This is a genomic window from Rhodococcus sp. NPDC047139 (genome assembly GCF_040643435.1).
Taxonomy (GTDB): domain Bacteria; phylum Actinomycetota; class Actinomycetes; order Mycobacteriales; family Mycobacteriaceae; genus Rhodococcus.
The window spans coordinates 87,633-114,345 of the sequence record NZ_JBEYUH010000010.1 but is presented as its reverse complement, the minus strand read 5'-3'; the positions used below and the strand labels follow the sequence as shown (position 1 = coordinate 114,345).

Below are 26,713 nucleotides of genomic sequence, written 5' to 3'. Positions count from 1 at the left end.
AGGTGCCGGTCGTGAATATCGCCCGCGCCGAGCTGTTCCCCTTGCCTGCTCACAGCGCTGCGACGCGCGAGTTCGCGGGGGTGAGCGCACAGTCACGGACCCTCACCCTGTCGGTGCGCCGTACGGTCCGACCCCTCATCGAGGCATGGTCGTACGCCCCCACACTCCCGTGGCCGGCCACCGTGATCGACCGGGTCGCGTTTCCCCTCCTCCCGGTGCCCGGCACCCGTCGCCATCGGGTCGACCTCCCTGCCTGCCCCTCGGAGTTCCTGTGGGCACCCGGCGCGGTGCCCCCGGTCACCGCCGGCGGCCTGCGCAGGACCGCCGTCCTGTATCTGCACGGCGGTGCCTTCCTGTGCTGCGGTCTCGCCACCCACCGCAATCTGGTCTCCCGCATCTCCGCCTCCAGCGGGGCACCGGTTCTGGCAGTCGGCTATCGCATGCTGCCTCTGAACCCGATCCGGCGGGCGGTCGAGGACGGGCTCGACGGATTGCGGTGGCTCGCAGCCCACGGATATCCCCCCGAACGTGTCGTGATCGCCGGCGACTCGGCGGGCGGTTTTCTCACCTTCGCCGTCGCCCACGAAGCCGTTCAGCGCGGTATCGGTCGCCCGGCGGGCACGGTCGCGCTCTCGCCCCTGACCGATCTCGATCCCCGGGGCAAGCTCGAACATCCCAACTCACGCCGCTGCGCAGTCTTTCCACGACGTGCGGTCCGCGTGCTGACGAGGCTCGTGGAGCGCGCCGAGCGCCGCGGCGGAGAGCTGTCCGAGCCGGTCGTCTCACCTGTCGATCTCGACCTGTCGGAGATGCCGCCGGCACTCATCCAGACCGGATCCGAGGAAATGACCTACGTCGACGCCGAGCTGATGGCCCGGCGGCTGCAACTCGCCGGTGTGCCCGCAGAGCTGCAGGTGTGGGAGAAGCAGCTACACGTCTTCCAGGCAGCAGCCGGAGTCGTCCCGGAAGGGGGCCGCGCGATCGCCGAGATCGGCCGGTTCGTCCGCGGGCTGCGGTAGGACCCACTCCCTGCGCCCCTACAGCTCCACGGCGACAGGTCTGTCGGTGCAGGCGACTAGTCTTCTTCTCGGCCCGACCGGTACAGAGAAGGGGGTCCGATCATGGCCGAGATGCAGACCCGGTTCGACCAGGACGTCGATGCGGCCTGGCGCGAGTTCCGTACGCGCCTGGCAGACCATGTCGCAGCCATGGACGACGGCGACGGTCTGGTCCTCGAACCCTTCAGCGACGAGGCCGGAGGCCCCGCAGGTCCGTGCGTGCAGTTCTATGCATGGGGAGATCGGCTGGTCCGCTGCGAGGTACCGTCCAACGCCCACCTCGCCCCCGACCGGCACCTCACGCCGGTCGACGAGGAGATGCTGCTCGAACTCGGCCTGCGGCCGCCCACCCGAGGACCGGACGATCCGGAGGACGGCGGATCCCCGGCGTTCTGGATCGACCGGCCGGGCAGCTGGGCCGATCAGCTCGCGGTCATCGCCGTGCGCGCCCTACGTTCGGTCTGGGGTGTGCCCCATCCCCTGTTCCTGCGTACGGAGAGCTTCGGGACGGAGCGCTCCGCCGCCGATCTCACGGCCTTCCTCGTCCCCGAGACGACGCATGAGGGTCGCAAGCCGAGCGCGAACGTCCCGCTCGCCGTGGTGCCCACCGGAGACGATCACGTGCGCGAGCTGATCGAGTCGACCCTGCACGAGCGGATCGGCGATCTTCCCGCGTGGGACGAAGACGGCGATCTCGTCCTGCGGGTCGCGGGGGTGCTGGTGTTCGTCGGCGTCGGGCCGGGTGGTGGCACCGTCGACCTGTTCGCACCGATCGTCCACTCCATCACCGGACGCACCCGCGCCGCCGAGATCTGTGTCGATCTCAACCGCCGGTGGCCGCATCTGAAGTTCGTGCTCGTCGACGATCGCCTCGCCATCGTCGATCACGTTCCGGCTTCGCCTTTCGTGCCTGCACACCTGCTCGGATCCATCGAGACGATGACGCAGTTCCTCGATACCCTCGACGGCTCGTTCGCGGCCCATGTCGGGGGCGCACTGCTGCGCGATCAGGCTTTCGACGGGTCCCTGCCAGGCGCGGACGCTCCGCCCTGGGGAGACGTTCCGCAGGTGTCCGACGCCGAGGACGACCTGCCGGTGGCGCTGCTCGCGGTGCGCGACTTCCACCTCGACGGCGCGACCGATGTCGCTGCGAGCACCGTCGCTGCGATCGGCGATCGCAACCCCGAGCAGTTGCAGCGGTTCCTCACCATCAGCACCGAACTGCAGGTCTGGTGGGACGGCGAATCGCAAACCCGAGCGGCGGCGCTCGATACCGACGGCGCTCGCGAGGCACGCGCACGGGCGGTCGAATGGGAGTTGACGAGTCGCTCACTCACCGAGGCCATCCGGTTCCTCGAACAGAGTGGCGACGGTACCGAGTCCACGCCACGCGTCTCGCGACCGGCTTCTGCCCGCGAGGTCGCACCCGAGCAGCCTGCCCTGTTCGACAATCCCGACGAACCGACCCTCTTCGACGGCTTCGGCGACTACAACTGAGCGACCGCGCGACGCAATGCGTCGACGGCGCCCGGGTCGAATCCGACGAGCACGACGGTCTCCACGGCGGTGTCCGTCTCCCGGATCGTGGTGACGGCTTGCACGGCGGCGTCGTCGAGGGGCCAGCCGTAGATTCCGGCAGACAGGAGCGGAAACGAGACCGTGCGGGCGCCGAGGTCCTGTGCCACGAGCAGACTGTTGCGGTAGGCCGAGCGCAGTACCGGGGATCGGTCCTCGTGCGCCGACCAGACAGGCCCGACGGTGTGGATCACCCACCGCGCCGGAAGGCGGCCTGCGGGAGTTGCCACCGCACGGCCCGGTTCGAGCCCATGGGGCAGTGTGCTCGCACGCAGTTCACGGCAGGCCTCGAGGATCTCCGGCCCACCGGAGCGATGGATCGCGCCGTCCACTCCGCCACCTCCGAGCAGGGAGGAATTCGCGGCGTTGACGATCGCATCCACCGCGATCGTGGTGATGTCGCCGTGCGCGATGTCGAGAACTGTCACCTTTCGACCTTATGTTTCGCACACTGCCCCCGCGTGGATTTGCTGGCATGATTCAGGCCGTGACGTCCTCGGCGAAGCTGCGCGAACTGGCCGGAAAACACGGGATCGCCACCACCTACACAGGATGGGGCGGACAAGAACACGAGGTCACCGAGGAGACCTTGCGGCGCGTACTCGCCGCGCTCGACATCCCCGCAAGAACGAGCGAAGAGGTAGACGCCTCTCTCGCCGAGTTCGCCGACCGTCCGTGGCGCATCATGCTGCCACCTTCGCTCGTGGTCGTCGAGGGCGACGAGCGCACGTTCCCGGTCCACGTGCCTCACGGCGACCCGGTGACGGTGTGGGTGGTCACCGAGGACGGCGAGGAGGTCGACGTCGAGCAACTCGACGTGTGGGTGGATCCACGTTCGGTCGACGGCCGGCTCGTGGGGCGCGCGACTTTCGCCGTTCCGCGACTTCCGCTCGGCTGGCACGTCCTGCACGCCCGCAGCAACGACGTCGAGGCCACCGCGGCTCTGGTCGTGACACCCCGCCGGCTGTCTACAGCCGACCGGCTGCTCGAGCGGAAGCGTTGGGGCCTTGCGGCCCAGATCTATTCGGTGCGCAGCCGCCGTTCCTGGGGGGTCGGGGACTTCGCCGACCTGGCGGATCTGGCAGCGATCACGGCCGGTTACGGCGGCGACTTCGTCCTGATCAATCCCGTGCACGCGGCCGAGCCGGTACCCCCGCACGAACCGTCGCCCTATCTGCCGTCGTCGCGCCGGTTCGTCGACCCGCTGTATCTGCGGATCGAGGATGTTCCCGAGGTTGCCTACCTCCCAGCCAAGCATCGCAAGCTTCTCGACGAGTACGCGCAGCGTACGGCGAAGGCGAACCGGAAACCGCGCCGCCTCGACCGGAATGCGACATTCCGCGCCAAGCTCGACATCCTCGAACGCGTCTACCGGGTGCCGCTCGGTTCCGCCCGGCAGGCACGTTACGAAGCATTCTGCGCCGAGGGCGGGCAAGCACTCGACGACTTCGCACTGTGGTGCGCACTGTACGAGAAGTTCGGCGACGACTCCGAACGCTGGACGTCGCGCGCCCCCGGCCCGGACGATCCGAAGGTCGAACGCCTGCGCGAGCAGCTGAGCTCGCGCATCGACTTCCATCGCCGGCTGCAGTGGTGGTGCGACGAGCAGCTCGCGGCCGCGCAGTCCGCCGCGCTCGCTGCCGGTTCCGACATCGGCATCGTGCACGACCTGGCGGTGGGTGTCGGTCCGCACGGCGCCGATGCGTGGACTTTGGGGGATGCACTGGCCACCGGTGTCACGGTGGGTGCCCCCGCGGACGACTTCAACCGCAACGGCCAGAACTGGAACCAGCCGCCGTGGCGGCCGGATCGTCTCGCGGAGCTGGGATACGTCCCCTATCGGGATGTGGTGCGGTCGGCGCTGCGCCATGCGGGCGGAGTGCGGGTCGACCACATCCTCGGCTTGTTCCGCACCTGGTGGGTACCGACGGGAATGTCGCCGGCGGACGGTGCGTACGTCCGCAGCGACCACGAAGCTCTCGTCGGGATCCTGGCGCTCGAGGCACAGCGCGCCGGCGCGGTGGTCGTGGGCGAGGATCTCGGCGTGTTCGAGGGGTGGGTGCAGGAGTATCTCGCCGAGCGAGGTATCGCCGGCACGTCGATCCTGTGGTTCGAGCGGGACGGGCACACCCCGCGTGCCCCGGAGACCTACCGTTCGCTGTGCCTGACCTCGGTCACCACACACGACCTTCCGCCCACAGCAGGCTATCTGGCGGGTGATCACGTTCGGTTGCGCTCGGAACTCGGTCTGCTCGAGCGCGACCTCGACGCCGAACTCGCCGATGCCGCCGCCGAACGCGATTCGATTCTCGCGCTGGCGCGCGAACGCGGCATGCTGGACGTGGGCGAGACCGGCGTCGACCGGCAGGTCGAGGCGCTACACCGCCTGATCGCGGCGAGTCCGTCTGCGCTGCTGGGTGTTTCGCTTGCCGATGTGACCGGTGAGCGGCGCAGTCAGAACCAGCCGGGCACCGTCGACGAGTATCCGAACTGGCGGGTCCCGCTCGCCGACGCACGCGGCAAAGTGGTCTTCGTGGACGATCTCGTCGTCCACGACGGGTTCACAGCACTCGCCCGCGCAGTGTCCGGATCGGCGGACTGACGCCGCGACCGCCGGCCCGAAGGACGGGCTCGACGGTCGCAGCGGAAGGTCGGTGCTCTACGACGTCACTTCGCGTAGAGCGCTTCGATCTCGTGGGCGAAACGTTCGGTGACGATGTTGCGCTTGATCTTCAGCGTCGGGGTGAGTTCCCCGGTCTCCTCGGTGAGATCGCGGTCGAGGATGACGAACTTCTTGATCGCCTCGGTGTGGGAGACGAGCGAGTTGGCATCGTCGACGATGGTCTGCACCGCATCACGTAGGGCCGGATCGTGACGCAGATCCGCGATGGTCGCGGTGGCCGGCTTGCCGTTCTCGGCCTTCCAGTTCTCGAAGACATCCGGGTCCACCGTCACGAGAGCGGTGATGAAACTGCGGCCGTCGCCGACGACGACGGCCTGGGACACCAGAGTGTGCGAGCGCATACGGTCCTCGACCGGCCCCGGCGAGACGTTCTTGCCGCCCGCGGTGATGATGAGGTCCTTCTTTCGCCCTGTGATGAACAGATAGCCGTCCTCGTCCAGCGAGCCGAGATCGCCGGTGCGGAACCAGCCGTCGTCGAACACGCTCGCGGTCGCCTCCTCGTTGCGCCAGTAGCCGTCGAAGACGACATGGCCGCGCAGTTCGATCTCGCCGTCGTCCGCGATACGCGCCGAGTTTCCGCCCATGGGACGTCCGACACTGCCGATCTTCTGCTCCCCCGGCGTGTTCACACTGTGTGCGGCGGTGGTCTCGGTGAGGCCGTAGCCTTCGTAGATCGGCACGCCGACGCCGCGGAAGAAGTGGCCGAGGCGAGGGCTCAGGGCGCCGCCACCGGAGATCGCGTACCAGCACTCGTTGCCCATCGCTTCGCGCAGCTTGGAGTAGACCAGGCGGTCGGCGAGAGTGCGCTGGGCCTTCAGCCGCAGCGACGGGCCGCCCTGATCGAGCGATTCGCTGTAGGCGATGGCGGTGCGCTCCGCGAAATCGAAGACTGCCGCCTTGAACGGTCCTCCGGCCGCAGCCTTCGCCGCCGCCGCGTCGCGAACCTTCTCGAAGACGCGGGGCACACCGAGAATGATGTTGGGTGAGTACCGAGCGAACTGCGACGAGACGGTCGAGAAGTCCGACCAGTGCGCCTGTGCTGCGCCGCCTTCGAACAGGGCGAGCGACACCGCGCGGGCCAGCACGTGCGCGAGAGGCAGGAAGGTCAGGCCCCGGTTGCCGGGCTTGGCGACCGCTCCGACGTCCGAGGTGAGAATCGACCGGACCTCGGCGAGGAAGTTGCGGTGCGTGAGCATGCACCCCTTGGGACGGCCGGTGGTCCCGGAGGTGTAGACGAGGGAGGCGAGGTCGCTGGAACGGATTCCGGACAAGCGCGCGGTGACCTCCGCGTCGTCGACGTCGGCGCCGTCCGCTGTCAGAGTGCCCACTGCTCCGTTCTCGATCCGGAGGATCCGGCGCAGGGTGGCCGGCATATCGACGAATCGAGTCTCGTGCTGCGCGGTCTCGACGATGGCGAGGACGGCCTCGGAGTCCTGAAGGATCCATCGGATCTGCTCGGTGGACGACGAGTCGTAGATCGGCACCGACACCGCGCCCGCAGTCCAGATCGCGTAGTCGAACAGCGACCACTCGTACCGGGTGGCCGACAACAGCGCGACGCGATCACCGGGTCCGACACCGTTGGCGATCAGGCCCTTGGCAACGGCCTTCACCTGCTCGGCGAATTGCTGCGCACTGACCGCGACCCAGTCGTCCCCGTGCGGCCGCGAATACATCACGCGGTGCGGAGTCTTCTCCGCATGAGCGAACACCGTGTGGACGACCGATTCGTCGTCACCGATGGTGAACGGGGCCGGGGTCGAGTACTCACGCACTGCAATCTCCATCGTTCTGGTCGGGAGCCGGGTCCTCGGGAGCAACGCCTGCACGGAAGCGGTGCAGAAGATCCACGAAACGGTCGAGGTCGTCCTCGTGCCAGCCCTCGACTCCGGCGCGGACATCGTCGAGACGACGCATGACCGCACCCTCGAGGACCGCCGCTCCGTGGTCGGTGAGCCGGAGGGGGTGACCGGCGCGCGCCGGTCCCGTCCCCGCCTCGACCCAGCCTGCATCGACGACGTGACGCAACTGCCGCGACACGGTCGATCGATGGACGCCGAAAACCTCGGATATATCGGTGGCGCGGCAGCCCGGATTCCGGGAGATGAAGCCGAGAAGCGAATGCTGAACGAGCGAGAGACCGCTGTCCTGCTTCCGCTCCCCGGACGTCAGGAAGCGCACGAGGAGCGCGAACTCCTCGTATACGCGAGCAACGCCGTCCTCGGACATTCGTCCGGACTGCCGATTGTGTTGCACAGAGCAACTATAAGACGGGGGCGAAGCGGGGCACGAATCCACTCGGTGTCTCGGCGCTGTCCCGGCCTTTTCCGCGCAGCCCACGCCCATCGGATGAACTCGCCCGCTCCCTCCGGCATCTGCACGGCTAGCCTGTCTGTCCGTACCACGTCAGCACTCGAACAGGGGGTCCGATGGGCGAACACACCGGTCGCGACCTGTTCCGCTATCTCGTCGCCGACGAAGCGGACGAGTACGTCGCGGTGATGGACTGCTTCAGCGACGTGCTGCTCACCGATCTGTGTGCTGCCGACATCGTGTCCGCCTGCGCTGCGCGGGGCGCCACGCTCGGCACCGCGGTCGTCGATGCTCGGTGTCGGCGACTCGTTCGATGGGGCAACCTCGCCCTCGTGGGTGGGGATCCTCCCAACGGGCCGATAGCCGAGGTTCGCGACCGGACACGATACCGAGCGACGCCTGCCGGCCTGAGGGTGCATCGGGAGGCCTCCCGAATGCTCGCCACCTCCGACGGAGCGCGCGAGGTGGCACGCGAGTCGCTCGGTTGCGTCGCGGACGAACTGAACCGCATCGCCGACCTGCTGGACCATGCCGAGGAAGGTCTCGATCCGGACGCTCTGGCCGCGCACGTCACTTCCGCCTTTGCGCACCATCGGTTGTTCACGGACAGCGTCGCCGACTTCTACGCCCATCTGGCCGAACTCCTCGACCGGTTCGAACACTCCGACGGTGTCGACGAGTACACCGACTTCAAACGTCTGCTCCTCGATTACGTCGACGTCATCGGTTTCGACGTCGAGCGTCTCGCCCCACTCGCCTCCGGCCGGCTCGATCGGGTGATGGCGCGTCTGGACGCACTGCTCGCCGCGCTACCCGACTCCGGCCTGCCCGACGCTGCGCAGGTCCGCTCCCCCGGACGCAATCACGCGGACTGGGAGACGCTGGCGCAGTGGTACAGCGAGGATTCCGGACCGCGCCGCATGCGCGACGCGGCTGCCCTGGCGCTGGGCCGACTGCTCGTGCGCACCCGGCGGATCAGTTCGGGCGCATCGAACTTCTCGCATCGCGCAGACATGCTGCGCCTGGCACGGTGGTTCGCCGAGTCCTCGGACGATCAGGCCCACCACCTCTTCGCCGCGACCTTCGGAGTCTTTCCGAGCCGGCACCTGCTGCTCGGTCCCGAAGAACCCGACCCGCGGGTCGGTGCGGGCACCTCCTGGTGGCGGGCCGATCCTGTCCTCGTCCCCGTGGCATTGCGTGAACGTGGCAACCATTCGTCCCGTGGCGGCATCGGCCGGCTCCCGGATTCCCTGCCCGGGCGGGTGCGAGCGGACGAACTCGCCCGGCACGAGTCGCGTCGGCGCACCGAGGCGGTCACGGAGTTGCGCGAGGCCGGCGAGCTGCACGGGGCGCACCTGTCGACGGAGGCACGCGAGGTGCTGCTCGACCTGCTCGCTACCGCCCTCGCGGGCTACCGGAGCACCGACGAACCCGTGCGTGTGGACGACACCGATCTCGGATTGTCGCTGACCGCAGAGCCCGGGCCCGATACCGTCGTGCACTCCCCCGACGGCGATCTCGTCGTGCATGCGCTGGTGGTGCGCGCCGCGGCGACGGAATCCCTCGAGCAGGGTGTGGTGGTCCCGTGAGTGCACCGCACCCGAGCGCAGCATCCCGGGACGTCGGCGGACGGCGGGACGCCGCACGGGCGCTGCTGCAGCAACCGATCGTCACCGAAAGCGGTGATCGGGAAACCTTCGATCTCGTGCGCCGCCACGCCGGGTCCCTGAAGTCGATCTTCGCGGATCGCCTCGGTTACCGACTCGTCGTGGCTCCGACGTTCGTACGCCTGGTCAAAGCGCCGCTCGCCTCGACGGCACCGCACCGGACGCTCCGGCGCCCCGACGGCACGGAGTTCGGGGCCACCACCTACGCGTGTCTCGCCCTCGTCTGCGCGGCCTTGCTCGAGCCGCAAACCGGCGACAGGATTACCGTCGCGAGTCTGCTCGAGCAGGTGCGCGCCGACGCCCGCGACAACGGGATCACATTCGGGGACGAGATCTCCGAGGACCGGAACGTGACGGCCGCGCTGGGCATCCTCTGTGAGTGGGGGGTGATCACCGAACCCGATCACGAGAGGGACGAGGAAGCCGCCGCAGAGGCCTACCTCGAAGTGAACCGCGACCTGCTTCCTCACCTGCTCGCCACTCCGCTGCACGAGATGCCGAATCCGGCAGCGTCACTCACACGTGCAGAGCAGGAACCGGCAGCGCGTCGCCTGTACCGGAGGCTGATCGAAGACCCGTTCGTCGCACGGGACGAGCTCGACGACGAGGCGGCGGCGATTCTCGCTCGCGACCGTCCCGAGCTCGCCCGGAGTCTGGAGGAAGAATTCGGACTCGTCCTCGAGGTGCGTGCCGAAGGCGCCCTGGCGTACGACCCGGCCGGCATGCTCACCGACGAAGCATTCCCGGGATCGGGCACCCTGAAGCAGGCGTGTCTGCTGCTCGTCTCCGAACTCACCGAACGGTTCGGCGACCGTGCAGGAGCCACGCTGCACGTCGACGAACAGACCCTCGACACGGTTCTCGGTGAACTCGCTGCCGACCGTTCCCGCACGTGGAAGAGCACTTACGTTCGCGACCTCGCGCTGCTGCGCCGGGACGTCGTGGACCTTCTCACCCGTCTCGGGCTCGCTCGTCGGCACGACGGCGGACTCGAACTGACAGCACCCGTCGCCCGATACCGTCCCGTCCCCGCCGAAAGTCGCCGTCGATGACCCACCTGTCCGACCCGTCCTCCGCCGACGTACTCCCACCGGCCCGCTATCCCGGCCGCTGGCGGCTCCGCCGCGCCGGGATCGTGAACGTCTGGCACTACCTCGACGTCGAGTTCGTCCTGTCCGCAGGTCGGATGATCCTTCGCGGCACCAACGGATCCGGAAAATCCCGGGCGCTCGAGATGCTGTTGCCGTTCCTGCTCGACGGTGACCGCAGGCGCATGGACGCGACGGGTGCCGCGAAGGTCGACCTCGACGAACTCATGCGCACCGGAGCCACCGTCGAGACCGACCGCGTCGGGTATCTATGGCTCGAACTGTCACGCCCTACCGGATATCTCACCGTGGGGGCGCAGATCCGCTATCACGTCGAGGCACGCCGCAGCGACGTGCACTTCTTCACGACACCGCTGCGTGTCGGCGTCGATCTACGACTCGTCGACGACGCTCGCATCCCCCTCTCCCGTGAGCAACTCGCCGAACTCGTCGGAGCAGGCAACCTGACCCGAGATGCCGACCTGCACCGCGAGACCGTGCGGAAGCTGGTGTTCGGCCTACGCGGTGAGGCCGGACGCGATCGCTACGACGGCCTGCTGCAACTGCTGCACACACTGCGCTCACCCGACGTCGGCAACCGAATCGACGAGGGCCGTCTGCCGCAGATCCTGTCGGAGGCGCTGCCACCACTGGCGGAGAACATGCTCGTCGAAGCAGGCGGTCGCCTCGACCTGCTCGGGGAGACACGCCAGGAACAAGCCCGTCGGGAATCGGCTCACGCACACGTGCTGCGCTTCCACGACGTCTACCGGCAGTACGCGGCGAATCTGCTCCGCACCGATGCCGAGACCGCAATCGCCGCAGCGCACAAGGTCGTCGAGACCGGGCTCGAGGTCGCCACCGCAGAAGCCGAGGCCACCGATCTCGACACCCAGGTCGCCGCCGCGGACACCCGCCTTCAGGAGCGGCGCGACCAGGTGACCGAACTCGACCGCGCCATCCGCGGACTCGAGTCCCATGAAATGTTCCGGTCCGCAGACGATCTCGCCCAGAGACAACTCGCCGTCGGTGCACTCGGCCGGGCCGCCGCGCAGGCCGCGGCCGCTGCCGATCGCAGCCGCCGGCAGGAACGCCTCGACGCGGACCACGCGGCTCGCTCCCTCGACGAACTGACCGGCGCCGTCTCGCGTGCCGCCCGGCGTCTCGCCGCAGCAGGGCGCGAACTGGTATCCGTGGGCCTTCCGCACGACACCGTGCCCGCAGCGCTGCACTTCTCCGTCGACTGCCCGCAGGCCACGCTCGAAGCCGTGCAGGTCGGCGTCCAGGACACTCCCGAACAGATCGCAAGGCCGGTCGTCGCGTCGGTCTCTCTCGAGCCCGGACAGGTCGACGCCGCCCGGCAGTCGGCGCTCGAGGCGGCGGAGACGACTCGCCGGCGAAGAGACCAGGCCGGTCGCCGACTCCTCGAAGCACGACGTCTGGAGGCGGCTGCACATGCGGTGCGCGAGGCGGAAGCGGCCGCCGACCGTGCAGCCCGCGACGCCGAACACCGCGCCGTCGAAGCCGCCGAGACCGATGCCGGCGTCGCCGCCGCGGCGGCCGACCTGCAACACCAGTGGCGCGAGTGGATCACCGCAGACCGCACCACGGCACTGCTGCCCGAACTCGATCACGATCGCGTGATCCTGATGCGCCGGTTGTCGACGCACCTCGACGCACTGATCGACGAAGCACCGGCGGACGACACCGCGGGTTACAGCGGTGTCGATTCCGCGCTCACCGAACTCGATTCGCTACCGGCAGCCGCCGCCCGATCGGCTCTGACCGATCTCGGCGACCACCCGGCGGAACGGGGACGGCGCGAGCAGGAGATCCGGGCCGCACGGGAGATCCTCGTGCAGGAGCAGGCCGCACTCGACGCCGAAAACGAGGGACCGGGACAAGCACCGTGGCATGTGCGAACGGACGGTGTTCCCCTGTGGCGGGCAGTCGATTTCGTCGACTCGCTCGGTGACGACGACCGTGCCGGCATCGAAGCTGCCCTGCTCGCCGCCGGATTCCTCACCGCCACGGTCGACGGCGAAGGACGGTTACGTGCACTGGCCGGCCAGGTCCTCGTCTCGCCGCGCGGCGAGCCCCCGGCGCAGCCGCTGTCGATGGTGCTGCGTCCGGATCCCGACGCGGACATACCGCTCTCGGCGATCAACGCCGTGTTGAACTCGATCGGGTTCGAGGATGCGAGTGCGGCGGCGTCGGTGTCCCGGGACGGCCGATGGCACAACGGTGTCCTTCGCGGGCGGCACACTGCCGAGACCGCACTGTGTATCGGCAGCTCGGCCCGCGACACCGCCACAGCTGCCCGTCGGGTGCGCCTGGACGAGATCCGCGCGGAGATCACGCGGATCGATCGCGAGCTCGAACAACTGCGGGTCGATGTCCCCGACACCACGCACCGGCGAGCGGAGATCGACGCGCATCTCGCGACCGTGCCGACCTCCCACGCCCTTCGGACCGCTCTCGACCGGCGTCGTCAGGCGTACGCGCACGTGCGTGCGGCAGCGAGCACCGCGGTCGAGCTCCGTGAGCGGGCGACGATGCTCCGTGGTCGCTGGACCTCCGAGCTCGACAGGCATCGCGCCGTGTGCGAGCACTTCACCGTGCCCAGCGAGGGTCCCGAACTGGAAGCCCTGGTCACCGGGTGCGCGACCGCCGAGGCGACGTGCGTCGAGCTGGCGCGCGATCTCGGTGACATTCTTGCCGCACACACTCGTTTCGCGGAGGCCGTCGATCGGTGCGCGCATGCCACGGCCGCACGGGTCGAAGCGGAGGAGGTGGCCGAGGCGTGGCGGCACGAGTGGCATACGAAGGCTGCCGTCGTCGCGGCACAGAGCGCAGCTGTCGAAGTGGACGCCGCCGAACTCGCCCGCGAACTGCGCGACTCCGAGGCCGAACGAGCACGCGCCGACGAGCAGTGCAGGCGCACTCTCGCCCATCGTGAACACCTGGGCCATGCTGCCGCCGAGGTGCTCCAACGATGCGCCGCGGCACGCGAACGGCTCGACCGCGACCGTCGCGAACTCACCGTCGCGGCCGAGCGCCTCGCCGCCCATCTGCAGCTTCCGGAACTGCGCGCCGCTGCCGAAGAAGGTCTGCACCCGGGCTCGGCTCCCCCTTCTCCCCGGACTCTGCTGCCTCCCGTCCACCTCGAGGACCCCGACCATGTGCTCTCGGTGGCGCAGAACCTGCTGGCCGCGTTACCGCCCCGCACAGACGTCGACGAAAACGCGATGCTGGTCGCACTGCAACAGTTCGACCGCGACATCTCGACCCGTTTCGCCATCGAACACACCGTGATGCACGGTGCCCACCGAGTACGGATCGCAGGCGCCGGCGACGACTGCACGTCTGCGGGAGTGCTGGCCGTCCTCACCCGCCAGGTCGAGGACGGCCGTCGTGCGCTGACGCAGCGTGAGCACGATGTGTTCACGGGGTTCGTGCTCGGTGGGGTGGCGGACGAACTGCGCCGACGAATCGACCGGGCACAGCGATTGATCGCCGCGATGAACGACAGTCTCGCCGACAGTCGTACGACGCACGGAATCGGCGTGCGGATCGAGTGGCGTCCCGGACGAGAGGATGCCGACGCGGCTCGGCTGACGCGGTTGCTCACCGCCACCGAACGCTCGGCCGACGAGGCGTCCGAACTGGTCGAGATGCTGCGTCGCCGGGTCGAGTCCTCACATGCGGCCGACCCGTCCGCCGGTTACGCACTGCACCTGTCGCAGGCCCTGGACTATCGGCGCTGGCACGAGGTCGAGGTGACAATCATCGGCCCTGCGCCGGGTCAGGAGCGGCGGATCTCCTCGCGCGCCAAGATCTCCCAGGGCGAGACCCGGTTCGTGTCCTACGTCTCGCTCTTCGCCGCGGCGGACGGTTATCTCTCCGGCCTTCCCGACACCGAGACGGCCCTGCGACTCGTACTGCTCGACGATGCCTTCGCCAAGATCGACGATCCGACGATCGGCGAGCTGATGGGTCTGCTCGTGCGGCAGGACATCGACTTCGTCATGACCGGACACGCACTGTGGGGCTGTGTGCCCGAGGTACCCGAACTCGACGTCTACGAGGTCCGGCGACTCGGCGACGGAGCCGCCGTGACCACCCGCGTGCATTGGGACGGTCGCGTGCGCCGCCTACGCCCCCTCACCGACCCGCAGACATGACAGTGGCGGGCGCGATACCGGATCGCGCCCGCCACTGCCTGGTACTACAACTGCCCGGTACTACAACCGGAGCCGGATCAGGAGACGCGACGCAGCAGGGCCGCGAGTGCCTGGCCGCCACCGATGCACATGGTGACGACGCCGAGCTCGAGGTCGCGACGGATCAGGTCCTTGGCGACGCGCAGCGTGAGGATCGCGCCGGTCGCGCCGACCGGGTGCCCCAGGGCGATGGCGCCGCCGTAGGGGTTGGTCTTCTCCGGATCGAGCTTGGCGTCGCGCGCCACCGCGAGTGCCTGCGAGGCGAATGCCTCGTTGAGCTCGACGGTGTCGATGTCGGCCGGGGTGAGACCGTTCTGCTCGAACAGCTTCACCAGGGCGAGGGTGGGCGCGTAACCCATCAGTTCGGGTTCCATGGCGGCGGTGACGACCGACTCGAGCACGACCGAGGCACCGAGGTCGCGTTCGCGGGCCACCGACTCGCGGGCCAGGACGAGAGCGGCGGCGCCATCGTTGATGCCGGAGGCATTACCGGCAGTAACGGTGCCGTCCTTGATGAACGCCGAGCGGAGCTTACCGAGAACCTCGAGGGTGGTCTCGGGCTTGGGATGCTCGTCCTCGGTGACGGTGACGGGCTTACGGCCGCCGACCTCGACCGGGGTGATCTCCTCGGCGAAGGCGGCCTTGGCCGCGTCGGTGGCGGCGCGGCGCTGCGATTCGAGGGCGAACTCGTCCTGCTGCTCACGGGTGACCCCGTACTCGCGTGCGACGTTCTCGGCGGTCACGCCCATGTGCAGACCGCTGAACGGATCGGTGAGCATGCCGACGGTGCCATCGACGAGTTCGCGGTTGCCGAGCTTGTAACCGCTGCGGGCACCGAAGTCGTAGAAGGGCATGCGCGACATGCTCTCGTCGCCGCCCGCGACGGTGATCTCGGCGGCACCCCAGCGGATCTCCTGGGCCGCGGACCACACGGCCTGCAGGCCCGAGCCGCACAGCCGGTTGACCGTCAGCGCCGGCGTGGAGACGGGCAGCCCAGCGGCGAGGGTGACCCGACGCGCGTTGTAGGCGTCGGCGCCGACCTGGCCGATGCAGCCCATGACGACTTCGTCGATATCCTCGCCTGCGACACCGGCGCGCTGCAGCGCTGCGCGGACAGCGGTGGCACCGAGTTCGTGCGCGGGTACGTCCTTGAGTGCACCGCCGAAGCTTCCGACGGGGGTGCGTGCGCCGTCGACGATGACGATGCGTTCCGGAGCGGTCATTTCTCGTCCAATCTGGTCGAACATCTGGGTCCGCGCGACGGCACCTACCCGAACGCGCGGCACTTCGGGGAGGGTGGCCGCCCGAAGTATCTTCCCCGATGCTACGGCACCGAGTGCCGCGTCCTCGTAGGCATGAACCCGACTGCAGGAGAGGGTTCGGAAACGACATTCTACAACATGAACTATGTCATTCTCATTCGTCGGGCGCAGCGAGCGATGACCCGCTCGTAAGACGTTCCGCGGCCGCCGGCGTTCCCAGTTCACGACGGTGCCGCGGGTGCTCCACGTACAGCTTCAGAAAGCGGTACAGAAGCGCGGGCTCGACCGCCAATCGCCGTGAGTCCAGTTCGATTCGCGGCTGTTGCGGCAGACGCTCGAAGCAGAACACGCGGGTGGTCCGCCGGCGCGCCCACGCTGCCGACTCGTGCCCCTCGATCCATATCTCCGGAAAGCCCCGATGGACCGCACGTATCCCTCGCACCGAAACCCACGGCAGATACGACTCGACGAACCAACCTCGCAGCCTGATCCCATCGGGTCCGACGATGAGCGAACCGGCACGGATGCGCCCGAGTGCCACCTCCGCGAGGAAGGTGAGGCATATCCCGGCGATGAGCGCCAGACCGATCGCGACGACGGGGATCCCCTCGTTGCCGAGCACGATCTCCACCGCGGCACCGAGTGAGAGGAAGGCTCCGCAGCCCACCATCGCGAGCAGCAACCCGAAGACGAGGCTTCGCCCCCCGATCTCGATACCGCCGCGCCCGGCCTGTTCGACATATCTCACCCGAGACCTACGCGCGCCGGCCCACCAGAGGCTCGCCCCGAAGGCCGCGGTCAACAACATGAGCACCGCGAGGATCGAATAAAAGCGGTCCGCACCCACCGAATCCGTTCGCCACGCTCCCGCGCCCTGGATCGCGGCGCACACGGCCACGATCACAGACATGCCCAGTGCTGCGTACACGCGCAGGTTGCGCGCGTCGCTCTGCCATTCGGTCGGCGGTTCCGTATCGGACGTCGCAGCGTCTGCGCTGCGCCCACCCCACGGGACAACAGGTCGTCGCATCGGTCTCCCCTCCCGGTGCCGAGGAGCCCCGACGCTCTCGGTCGTGCCGATCGGCCGGAAACGCTACCTCGAGCAGAGACGAGAATCGGACACTTCGACGCTGTGCCTCGGACGACATCACGAGTTGGCACCGAGCGCTGTGACAATTACCATACCCATCGGTCATATACGTGTTATTCCAGGTCACGGCCGTTTTCGAAGGGGTACGACGCGCATGGGAGAGGTGAGCCAGAATTTTTCACTACGTGTCGGTAACACCTACAGCCGAGATCGCGACACAATCTGTGACGATTCAGACGAGACCGGAGGAGTCTGCATGACTGTCCAGCTTGATTCGCCTGGCATCGCGTCCGTCGGCGAGCCTTCGTCGGCCGAGGCAGAGCTCGGAGAGCTGTTCGAGCAGATCAGGGAGCTCGACGCTCAGTTGCTCGAGGTGATCAAGCGGCGTTCGGAGCTCGTTCATCGCATCGGCGCATCGACGAAGGGCACCGATGCAAGCCGCGAAGCGCAGGCCGAGGAGATGGCCGTACTCGGACGATTCGACGAACTCGGCACCGACGGAAGCACGCTCGCCATGACGCTGCTGCGCCTCGGACGCACACCCAAGGCCTGATCCCGGCCACCGACGGCCCCTGCACCAACGTGCGGGGGCCGTCGGCGTCTGCAGCCGGGCCGGTCCGCGCACGACGCGGCACCGCCCGGGTATCCCGGACGGTGCTGCTCGTGTGAACAGAACCCGCGCGTCAGCGCAGGACCGACTTGACCTCCAGGAACTCCTCGAGACCGAACACTCCCGCTTCACGTCCGATACCCGACTGCTTGTAGCCACCGAAGGGCGCGTCCGTGTTGAAGGCGCCACCGTTGATGTAGACCTGTCCGGTACGCATGCGACGGGCCACGGCCTCGGCGCGCGCCGGGTCGGCCGACCACACACCTCCCGACAATCCGTACTCACTGTCGTTGGCGATCCGCACGGCGTCGTCCTCGTCCCGATATCCCATGATCGACAGCACTGGCCCGAAGATCTCCTCGCGGGCGATCGTCATCTCCGGCGTGACGTTCGTGAACACGGTCGGGCCGACGAAGTAGCCGGTCGAAAACCCGGTCTCGCGCCCGTCGAGCACCAGTTCGGCACCCTCCTCGACGCCCTTGTCGATGTACGACTTCACCCGTGCCTGCTGCGTACCGCTGACGAGCGGGCCGAGCATCGACGACGAATCTCGGGGCAGGCCGACGGTGTAGGCCCGCGCGACCTCCTCTGCGATGGCGGCGGCTTCGGGCAGGCGCTCGGCGGGGACCAGCATGCGGGTCAGCGCGGTGCAGGTCTGGCCCGAGTTCAGGAAGCACTTGCCGACTCCCTCGGTGACCGCGGCAGTGAGGTCCGCGTCGTCGAGGATGATGTTGGCCGACTTGCCGCCGAGTTCGAGTGCGACCTTCTTGACGGTCTCCGCAGCGACCACCGCGACCCGCTTGCCGGCGCGCGTGGATCCCGTGAACGAAACCATGTCGACGTCCGGGTGGGCCGCGATCGCCTCACCCACGACGGGACCGTATCCGCTGACGACGTTCAGCACACCCGGCGGCAGCCCGGCCTCGTCCACGATGTCGACAAGTGCGTAGGTGACCAGCGGCGCGACCTCGGTGGGCTTGAGCACCACGGTGCACCCCGCCGCGAGAGCGGCGAACACCTTCAGCACAACCTGGTGCAGCGGATAATTCCAGGGGGTGATCGCCCCGACGACCCCGATCGGCTCGCGGACGACCAGGGCATTGCCGATCTCCGGGCCGTCGAAGTCGTACGTACCGGCCAGCGCCGCGTAGGTCGCGATGTTCTTCAGCGGCATCCCGACCTGAATGGCGCGCGCGAAGTGCGCGGACATCCCCATGTCCTGCGAGACGACCGCCGTGAGTTCGTCCGCCCGCTCGTTCGCGAGGGCCGAGACCTTCTCGAGATAGGCGGCGCGCGCGGCACCGCCGAGCGCGGACCAATCGGGGAAGGCCGCCGCGGCTGCGGCAACCGCGCGGTCGACGTCGGAGGCGACCCCTTCGGCCACCACGGCGATGACCTCCTCGGTCGCCGGGTCGACGACCTCGATCCGACCGGCGCCGTCGGAATCGACCCACCGCCCGTCGATGTAGATCTTGGTGCGGTCGAGAATCTCCGTCATCTCGGTCTCCCTGCTCGTTGGGGGCGCTTGCGCGCGAGCGTAACGAAGACCACACCCGCAATGAAGCTTTTACTCCCGGTGAGCTGTGATGTACACCGCCGTCACCGGAGTTAACATGTGCGCTACACTTGCCCTTGCTGCTCGCGCGCTCCACTGTCGCAACGCACGGCGCATTCGGACAAAGACGTCTGCATTCATCACCACCGTCTCCGGCACACGTCTATGCGCCCACAGGAGTTTGCGCCCACTCACGCGTTCCCCTCTTCGCATCGTCACTGCCGGTCGACGCCGACTTCGATGCCCGAGGAGGACGTCCGTGACGCACGCCAGTGACACCGGTCTGTACGACATCACGCTGGACAAGAGCAGTTGTGGTGTCGGTTTCATCACCCGCAAGGACGGGGTGCAGACTCACGACGTGCTCGCTCGCGGCCACGAGGCGCTGTGCGTCGTGCCGCATCGTGGTGGCATGTCCGCCGAAGGTGTCGGCGACGGAGCCGGTATCAATGTGGACCTGTCGGTCGCCTTTTTCTCCGATATCGTCGGAAAGCCCTTGCGGGCTGGTCACTTCGGTGTAGGAAACTTCTTTCTTCCCACCGATGCGGCGGCACACCCGGATGCCGAGGCGCTGGTCTCGTCGGCACTCGCCCGAGTAGGGGTCACCGTGCTCGCGGTGCGCGACGTACCCATCGACGACAGCGTGTTGCGTCCTGCCGCACCGAAGTACCAGTTGCCGATCCGCCAGTGGATCTTCTCTCGGCCCGACTCGTGCGACTCCGTGGACGAGTTCGACCTGCTCCTGCACGACGTGCTCCTCGAGGTCGAGGCTCGCGCCTACACCGAGCCGGCACTCGGGGGCCTGTACCCGCTCTCGCTCAGTGCACGCACGCAGGTTCTCAAGAACCGCTTGAATTCTCACGAGGTCATCCCCTACTTCCGCGACCTCACCGACCCGCGGCACGCCGTGCACACGCTGTTCTTCCACACCCGCTTCTCGACGAACACCGATCCGCACCCGACGATGGCGCAGCCGTTCCGCCTGATGGCGCACAACGGCGAGCTCAACACCGACCGCAAGAACCGGCTGTTCGAGGGTGCGCTCGCCCGTGCGATGGGTCGCGACATCATCCGTCCGCCAGGACAATCCGACAGCTGCCGGTTCGATCAGACCCTCGCCTCACGGATCGCTCACGACGACCTCGATCTCGTCACGGCCGTCGTGCAGATGATGCCGCCGGCGTGGGAGAACGACACCGAACTGTCGCCGCAGGTCCGAGCGATGCTCGAGTTCTTCTCACTGTACGAGGAGAAGAACGACGGCCCGGCGGCACTGATCTTCGGCAACGGCACCGTTGTCGGCGCACGCCTCGACCGCCTCGGCCTGCGTCCGCTGCGCACCGTCGAGACCCCCGAGTACCTTGCCGTCACCTCCGAAGCAGGCCAGTTCGACTTCGCACCCGAGACCGTGCTGCGCCGCGGCCGTATCGAGGCCGGCGGCATGCTGTACTTCGATCACCGCACCCGCCGCTCGTACGAAACCGTCGAGGCCCTGGAGCTTCTTGCTGCTCAAAAGGATTACGCATCACTCGTCGACGACTCCCGCCGCGAGCTCGAGGCGCTGCCCGAGGTTCCCGCCGAGAAGGCCGGTTCCCCGCTGCGCTACAACGGTGATCTCGGCCGCTACCAGCGTTACGTGTCCTACAGCATCAACCAGGAGTCCTTCCGGTTCATGCTCGATCCGATGCTCGCGTCGGGTCAGGAACGAATCTCCGCGATGGGATACGGCAACGCCATCAACGCCCTGTCGGATCAGGAAGGTGGTGTGGCCAAGTACTTCTCGCAGCGCTTCGCGCAGGTCACCAATCCGTCGCTGGATTCGATCCGCGAGGCGGACGGCATGACCCTGCGCGTCGCGCTCGGCGCTCGGCCCGGCAGCGGCGCTCCCGAATCCTCGGCGACTCAGATCGTCGTTCCCACACCGATTCTTACGCATCTGGACATGCTGAGGATCCGCGAGCAGTCCGACACCCCGGTCCGGCGTTTCGAGATGCTGTACTCCCCGGTCTTCGACGACGCCAAGGCGAACGCGGCTGCGCTCGCTGCCGCGATCGACGGTGTCGCCGAGAGTATCGCCGACTTCGCCCGCGGGTCCGGCGGCATCGCCGTGCTCACCGACCGGCACGTGTCCGCCGACCGAGCCGGGTTGCCGATGGTGCTCACCGTTGCCGCAGTCAACCAGCGGTTGATCGACGAGGGACTGCGCCTGCGTGTGTCCGTCATCGTCGAATCCGGACAGTTGTTCTCGTCGCATCACATCGCCGCGACCCTCGGTTTCGGTGCCGCCGCGGTGTATCCGCTCACGGTGCAGATGCGCGCCGAGGAGAAGTTCGGCGACGAGGCGGACATCGCCTTCCTGAGGTTCCGCAAGGCCGCCGAGAAGTCGCTGATGAAGACCATGGGACGCGTCGGTCTGTGCACCGTCGAGTCGTACATCGGCGGAGAGTTCTTCGAGCCGAGCTATCTCGACACCAGCGACGAGGTACTCGCGCGCTGGTTCCCCAACGTGAAGTCGCCGGTCGGTGGCGTGGGGTTCGAGACGGTCGCGCAGGCCGTCGCCGATTGGCACCGCCGGGCTCTGACCGTCGAGACGGAGAAGGACGTCCCGTTGCTCGGCCTGTTCAAGGAGCGGGCCGAGGGCGCCGGGCATTCGTTCGGCACGACCGCCGTGCGCGGCTTCGTCGACATGACCGAAGAGGCCGTCACGCTTCCCGTCGAGAAGGAGGCCGAGCCCGACCTGACCGACGCCCTCCGCCTGCTTCCGCTGCACCGGCTCTCGGACGCGCACGGACTCGACGATGCCTCCTACCGCTACGGCGGATTCCGCGCGCTCACGCCTGCCGAGATCGACGCCTTCGAGATCACGCCGGGTTACCGCGCCTTCGCACGCACCATCGCCGACGAGCGTGCGCAGCGCCCCGCCGCGCTACGCGACGTACTGGCTCTGCCCGCCGACGTCACCTATGCCGTCACCGCCGAGGACTTCACGAAAGAGATGGGCCGATTCGCGCGGTTCGGCAACAATTCGATGCTCGTGCGGGGAATCTCCGCCGCGCGAGTCGGTGAGAGCGAATTCGTCCTACGGCTGACCGGCCCCCTCGCCGACGATCACCGGCGCCCCGATGCGCTCGCCGCATCCCTCGTCGCGCGGTTCGGAGACGGGATCGTCTCGCATCGCTGCTACGGCGACACCCTGACCGTGCACGCGATCGGAGACGCCGCCCGCTATCTCGAACTGGTCCGCCAGGCTCCGCTGAGCGTGCGCCTCGATCAGGTGCAGCCGGCGCACGAGATCACCCCGGCCCTGGCATCCGGTGCAATGAGTCACGGCGCGCTCAATTCCAACGCGCACGAGGCGGTCGCTCACGGCACGAACATGGTCGGCGGCATGTCGAACTGTGGCGAGGGCGGCGAGCACATCTCCCGCTACGGCACGATCCGCGGTTCGCGGATCAAGCAGTTCGCGTCCGGCCGTTTCGGCGTGTGGGCCGGTTACCTTGCCGACCCGATGCTCGAGGAGATCGAGATCAAGATCGCGCAGGGCGCCAAGCCCGGTGAGGGCGGGCAGTTGCCCGCCAAGAAGGTCACCGTGGAGATCGCTGCCGCCCGCGGCGCGACTCCGGGGGTCGAGCTCGTCTCGCCCCCGCCGCACCACGACACCTACTCGATCGAGGACCTTGCCCAGCTCATCCACGACGCCAAGGCGGCACGCGTGCGCGTGATCGTCAAGCTCGTCTCCTCCGAGGGCATCGGCACGATCGCCGTGGGTGTCGCGAAGGCCGGAGCCGACGTCATCAACGTCGCAGGCAACACCGGTGGCACGGGCGCCGCGTCGGTGACCTCGCTCAAGTACGCGGGTCGCTCCGCGGAGATCGGTGTGGCCGAGGTGCACCAGGCCCTGACCGCGAACGGCCTGCGCGACAAGGTCGTGCTGCGCTGCTCGGGCGCACACCAGACCGCCTCGGACGTCATCGTCTCCGCCCTGCTCGGCGCCGACAGCTTCGAATTCGGCACCACCGCGCTGATGATGCTCGGCTGCGTCATGGCCAAGAACTGCAACGTCAAGTGTCCCGCCGGCCTGACCACCAATCCCGAAGTGTTCGACGGTGATCCGCGGGCGATGGCGCAGTACCTGCTCAACATCGCGCACGAGACACGCGAACTGCTCGCCCGCCTCGGCCTGCGCTCGCTGCGCGACGCACGCGGTCGCGCCGACCTGCTGCACCTGCTCGACCACCCCTCGAGCGTGGGCCGGCTGGATCTGCGGGCGATGCTCGCGGTGCTGCCCGAGGTGCACATCGACAACCCCGTGTACATGGAAAAGGACTACTCGCTCGACGACGAGTGGGTGCTCCGGCTGCGCGAAGCGCTCGTCGATGCGCGGGAACTCGGCGTCTCGCTCGGCGACGGCGTGCGCCTGACGAACAACCACAAGAGCGTCGGCGCCCAGCTCGCGATCGACATCGAGCGCATGCTCAACCACGAGCAGCTCGGCGAGCTGCCCTCCGTGCTCGTCGACGAGCGGGGACGGCGCTGGCTGCGCGAGGGGACCGTCACGATCACCACGTCCGGCTCCGCGGGTCTGTCCTACGGCGCCTTCTGCAACGACGGCATGCACCTCGAACACTCGGGCACCGCCAACGACGGTGTCGGCAAGGGCCAGTGCGGTGGGCAGATCGTGCTGCGCTCCCCCGGTGGCGGTGCCACCCGTGGCACCCGCGAGGGACGTGACGAGCGGGGCGGCAACGTCCTGATCGGCAACTTCGCGCTCTTCGGGGCGACGGGTGGCCGTCTGTTCGTCGAGGGCGAGGCCGGCGACCGCTTCGCCGTGCGCAACTCCGGCGCCACCGCCGTCGTCGAGGGTGTCGGCGAGTTCGCGTGCGAGTACATGACCAACGGCGCGGTGCTCAACATCGGCGGCTTCGGCAAGGGCTTCGGCAACGGCATGTCGGGCGGCTTCGTCTACCAGTACGACCCGGAAGGTCTGCTGCCCCGCAAGGCCAGCGCGGATTCGGTCGTGCTCGGATCGATCACCGGCGACGACCCGCAGGCCGCCGTCCACAACGCCGCGGTGTTGCAGCTGCTGCACCTGCACGTCGAGGCCACAGGATCGGCGAAAGCCCGCTTCCTGCTGGACAACTGGCAGGTGGAGCAGCATCACTTCGCGTACGGGATGCCACGCGCGCTGCTGCAGTACCAGGACGCCGACGAGATCCTCGCCGCGGCCTCACGCAAGGACCTTGCCTCGGAGGTCGCCTCGGCCCTGGTGGCGCACCAGGTGCGTAAGTTCAAGGAGAACTACCGCTCCGGTGTGCCCGTCGCGGGCGGTGTCACCCCGGACGCAACCGACACCGAGGCGATGTACGCGCTGCTCAACAACTACACGGTGCTCGCCGCCGCGCAGGAGATGGCGTTGCACAAGGTCCCGGGCGCCACCGACGTCGCCGATCCGGCAGTGCAGAAGGCCGCGCGCAACCTGCTGCTCACCGAGGATTTCTTCCTCGTCGCGAAGCTCGAGCGGTACGCCCTCGCGGCGATCGCCGATCACACCGACGAGCAACTTGCGGCGCTGGTCGCCGACAAGCGCCTGAACGACTACAAGCAGGCCCTGGCCCTGCGCAACGTCCGCTCGGTCGATGCGCCCGGTACCTACGGCTGGATCGTCTTGCAGAGCCGCAAGAATCTCGACGCCGCGGGTCGCCTGCCCGGCTACGAAGAACTGTTCGCGCGCAACGCCGTGCCGAACGTTCTCGCGTCCACGATGGGAGCCTCCGCGTGACCACCACCAGCCCCTTCATTCCCCTCGATGCTCCGTTCACCGCGGATCAGCGGTCGTGGCTCTCCGGCTTCGTCGCCGGGATGCAGACCCGCCTGTTCTCCGGTGGTCCCGCCGACGATGCCGGGACCACCGGTTCGGCGCCGGTCCTGCACGTGCTGTACGGCTCGCAGACCGGCAACGCCGAAGCCGTGGCGGAAGACGCCGCTGCGGCGGCCCGCACCCAGGGCTTCGCGCCGGTCGTGTGCGCTCTCGACGACATGGACCTCGATCGGTTCGTCACGCTCGGTCAGGTCCTGATCGTCACCTCCACCTACGGCGAGGGCGAGATGCCCGACAACGCCGAATTGTTCTGGGAGGCCCTGTCTGCGGAGAGTGCCCCGCGTCTCGAAGGTATGCACTTCGCGGTGCTCGCCCTCGGCGACACCGGCTACGACGGCTTCTGCCAGGCGGGCAAGCTCATCGACATGCGTCTCGAGCAACTCGGCGCGCAGCGCATCGTGCCTCGGGTGGACTGTGATGTCGAGTTCGAGGAACTCGCCGCCACGTGGATCACCGAGACCATGCCACTCATCGCAGCGGTGGAAGGCATCGTCGGCGAGGGTGCTGCCCCGGCGGCGGCACCGGCCGTTCCTGCTCGGGCGAAGTCGCAGTGGAGCCGCAAGAACCCGTACCCTGCCATCCTCACGTCGAACGTCCTGCTGTCCGGGGAGGGCTCGGCCAAGGAGATCCGGCACTACGAGTTCGCACTCGCCGACTCCGGCCTCGAATACGAGGCCGGCGATGCACTGAACGTGGTGCCGGTCAACGACTGCGAACTCGTCGCGGCGATCCTGGCCCGGTTGGGCCTCGACGGTGCCACGGTCCCCGAGGGACACGACGACACCCTCGAGCACCTGCTCACCTACAACTACGAGATCACCGCTCCGTCCGTGGACCTGCTCGAGGAGATCGAGAAGCACACGGGCAACGAGGAGCTGACCTACGTGCTGAGACACGGCGACAAGGCCGCGCTCGACGAATGGCTCTGGGGCCGCGACATTCTCGACGTGCTCCTACTCGATCCCGCACCCGAGCTCTCGGCCGAGCAGTTCCTGGCCCTGCTGCGCCCACTGCAGCATCGCGCGTACTCGATCTCGTCGAGTCCGAGCGCGTGCGACGGTTCGGTGCACCTGACGGTCGCGGCGGTGCGTTACGGCACCGACGGACGCGAGCGGCGCGGCGTGTGCTCGACGTTCCTCGCCGACCGCGTCGGTGAGAGCAAAGTCGGAATCTTCGTGTCGAAGAACAAGGCCTTCCGCGTTCCGGGCGACGACACCGCGCCGATGATCATGGTCGGGCCGGGTACGGGCATCGCGCCCTTCCGCGGCTTCCTCCAGGAGCGCCGGGCCCGGGGAGCCACCGGCAAGAACTGGCTGTTCTTCGGCGACCAGACGCGCAGTTGCGACTTCATCTACGAGGAAGAGCTGGCCGAGTTCGTCGATTCGGGTGTGCTCACCCGCCTCGATCTCGCGTTCTCCCGCGATCAGGCCGAGAAGATCTACGTCCAGACCAGGATGAAGGAGAACGGCGCGGAGCTGTTCGCCTGGCTCGAGGAGGGTGGCCACTTCTACATTTGCGGCGACGCCTCACGCATGGCGAAGGACGTCGATCGGGCACTGCACGAAATCGTCGCGGAGCATGGCGGCATTAGCGACGAGCAAGCAGCCGAGTACGTCACCGCTCTCAAACGGGAGAAGCGGTACGTGCGCGACGTGTACTGACGGAGAGCGCCGGGCGACCGCCTTCCGGGATCGTCACTCGCCGCGAATGT

At 68.1% G+C, this 26,713-nt stretch carries 15 protein-coding genes; 9 read left to right on the top strand and 6 right to left on the bottom strand.

From position 1 onward, the window contains the following. The first annotated feature begins 17 nt into the window (after nucleotides 1–17). Nucleotides 18–1,019 carry an alpha/beta hydrolase gene (locus tag ABZ789_RS14730; RefSeq protein WP_358424953.1) on the top strand — a complete coding sequence of 334 codons (1,002 nt, stop codon included), beginning with the start codon at nucleotides 18–20 and terminating at the stop codon, nucleotides 1,017–1,019. A gap of 102 nt (nucleotides 1,020–1,121) precedes the next feature. Beyond that, entirely contained in the window at nucleotides 1,122–2,555 is a 1,434-nt protein-coding gene (locus ABZ789_RS14725; protein ID WP_358424842.1) for a hypothetical protein, read from the top strand. Here ABZ789_RS14725 and ABZ789_RS14720 read toward each other — a convergent pair. After that, the gene (locus tag ABZ789_RS14720) at nucleotides 2,546–3,061 is read right to left on the bottom strand and encodes an O-acetyl-ADP-ribose deacetylase (protein WP_358424840.1); all 516 of its coding nucleotides are present in this window, start codon (nucleotides 3,059–3,061) and stop codon (nucleotides 2,546–2,548) included. The two genes, ABZ789_RS14725 and ABZ789_RS14720, sit on opposite strands and share 10 nt — an antisense overlap. A gap of 59 nt (nucleotides 3,062–3,120) precedes the next feature. On the opposite strand from ABZ789_RS14720, the gene malQ reads away from it, so the two are divergent. Further along, nucleotides 3,121–5,235: a 4-alpha-glucanotransferase gene (gene malQ, locus ABZ789_RS14715; protein ID WP_358424838.1), complete on the top strand. Its 2,115-nt coding sequence runs from the start codon at nucleotides 3,121–3,123 to the stop codon at nucleotides 5,233–5,235. A 65-nt stretch (nucleotides 5,236–5,300) separates the two neighbouring features. On the opposite strand, the gene ABZ789_RS14710 is transcribed toward malQ, so the two are convergent. Continuing rightward, nucleotides 5,301–7,091: a long-chain fatty acid--CoA ligase gene (locus ABZ789_RS14710; protein WP_358424836.1), complete on the bottom strand. Its 1,791-nt coding sequence runs from the start codon at nucleotides 7,089–7,091 to the stop codon at nucleotides 5,301–5,303. Next, nucleotides 7,084–7,572 (bottom strand): MarR family winged helix-turn-helix transcriptional regulator, encoded by a 489-nt coding sequence (locus ABZ789_RS14705; RefSeq protein WP_358424834.1) that lies wholly within the window; start codon nucleotides 7,570–7,572, stop codon nucleotides 7,084–7,086. Before ABZ789_RS14705 ends, ABZ789_RS14710 begins: the two co-directional genes overlap by 8 nt. A 173-nt stretch (nucleotides 7,573–7,745) precedes the next feature. Here ABZ789_RS14705 and ABZ789_RS14700 point away from each other — a divergent pair, with 173 nt between their 5' ends. Genes ABZ789_RS14700 through ABZ789_RS14690 form a run of 3 tightly spaced genes read left to right on the top strand, consistent with a single transcriptional unit; the run spans nucleotide 7,746 to nucleotide 14,568 of the window. Beyond that, nucleotides 7,746–9,218 (top strand): DUF2397 domain-containing protein, encoded by a 1,473-nt coding sequence (locus tag ABZ789_RS14700; protein ID WP_358424832.1) that lies wholly within the window; start codon nucleotides 7,746–7,748, stop codon nucleotides 9,216–9,218. Further along, nucleotides 9,215–10,348, top strand: a complete 1,134-nt coding sequence (locus ABZ789_RS14695; RefSeq protein WP_358424830.1) for a TIGR02678 family protein — start codon at nucleotides 9,215–9,217, stop codon at nucleotides 10,346–10,348. The genes ABZ789_RS14700 and ABZ789_RS14695 overlap by 4 nt, the downstream gene beginning before the upstream one ends. Further along, nucleotides 10,345–14,568: a TIGR02680 family protein gene (locus tag ABZ789_RS14690; protein WP_358424828.1), complete on the top strand. Its 4,224-nt coding sequence runs from the start codon at nucleotides 10,345–10,347 to the stop codon at nucleotides 14,566–14,568. Before ABZ789_RS14695 ends, ABZ789_RS14690 begins: the two co-directional genes overlap by 4 nt. A gap of 77 nt (nucleotides 14,569–14,645) precedes the next feature. Here ABZ789_RS14690 and ABZ789_RS14685 read toward each other — a convergent pair whose 3' ends face one another. Beyond that, nucleotides 14,646–15,830, bottom strand: a complete 1,185-nt coding sequence (locus tag ABZ789_RS14685; protein WP_358424826.1) for a thiolase family protein — start codon at nucleotides 15,828–15,830, stop codon at nucleotides 14,646–14,648. A 193-nt stretch (nucleotides 15,831–16,023) separates the two neighbouring features. Further along, a complete protein-coding gene (locus ABZ789_RS14680) occupies nucleotides 16,024–16,899 on the bottom strand; it encodes a hypothetical protein (protein ID WP_358424824.1) in 876 nt (291 codons plus the stop codon). Nucleotides 16,900–17,215: 316 nt separating this feature from the next. Here ABZ789_RS14680 and ABZ789_RS14675 point away from each other — a divergent pair, with 316 nt between their 5' ends. Next, on the top strand, nucleotides 17,216–17,512 hold the full coding sequence (locus ABZ789_RS14675; RefSeq protein WP_358424822.1) for a chorismate mutase: 297 nt from the start codon (nucleotides 17,216–17,218) through the stop codon (nucleotides 17,510–17,512). Nucleotides 17,513–17,642: 130 nt separating this feature from the next. Here ABZ789_RS14675 and ABZ789_RS14670 read toward each other — a convergent pair whose 3' ends face one another. Further along, nucleotides 17,643–19,067, bottom strand: a complete 1,425-nt coding sequence (locus ABZ789_RS14670) for an aldehyde dehydrogenase family protein (protein ID WP_358424821.1) — start codon at nucleotides 19,065–19,067, stop codon at nucleotides 17,643–17,645. A gap of 316 nt (nucleotides 19,068–19,383) precedes the next feature. On the opposite strand from ABZ789_RS14670, the gene ABZ789_RS14665 reads away from it, so the two are divergent. Both ABZ789_RS14665 and ABZ789_RS14660 read left to right on the top strand, forming a co-directional pair. Then, nucleotides 19,384–24,903, top strand: a complete 5,520-nt coding sequence (locus tag ABZ789_RS14665) for a glutamate synthase-related protein (RefSeq protein WP_358424819.1) — start codon at nucleotides 19,384–19,386, stop codon at nucleotides 24,901–24,903. Continuing rightward, the gene (locus ABZ789_RS14660) at nucleotides 24,900–26,663 is read left to right on the top strand and encodes a sulfite reductase subunit alpha (protein WP_358424817.1); all 1,764 of its coding nucleotides are present in this window, start codon (nucleotides 24,900–24,902) and stop codon (nucleotides 26,661–26,663) included. Before ABZ789_RS14665 ends, ABZ789_RS14660 begins: the two co-directional genes overlap by 4 nt. Nucleotides 26,664–26,713 lie beyond the last annotated feature (50 nt).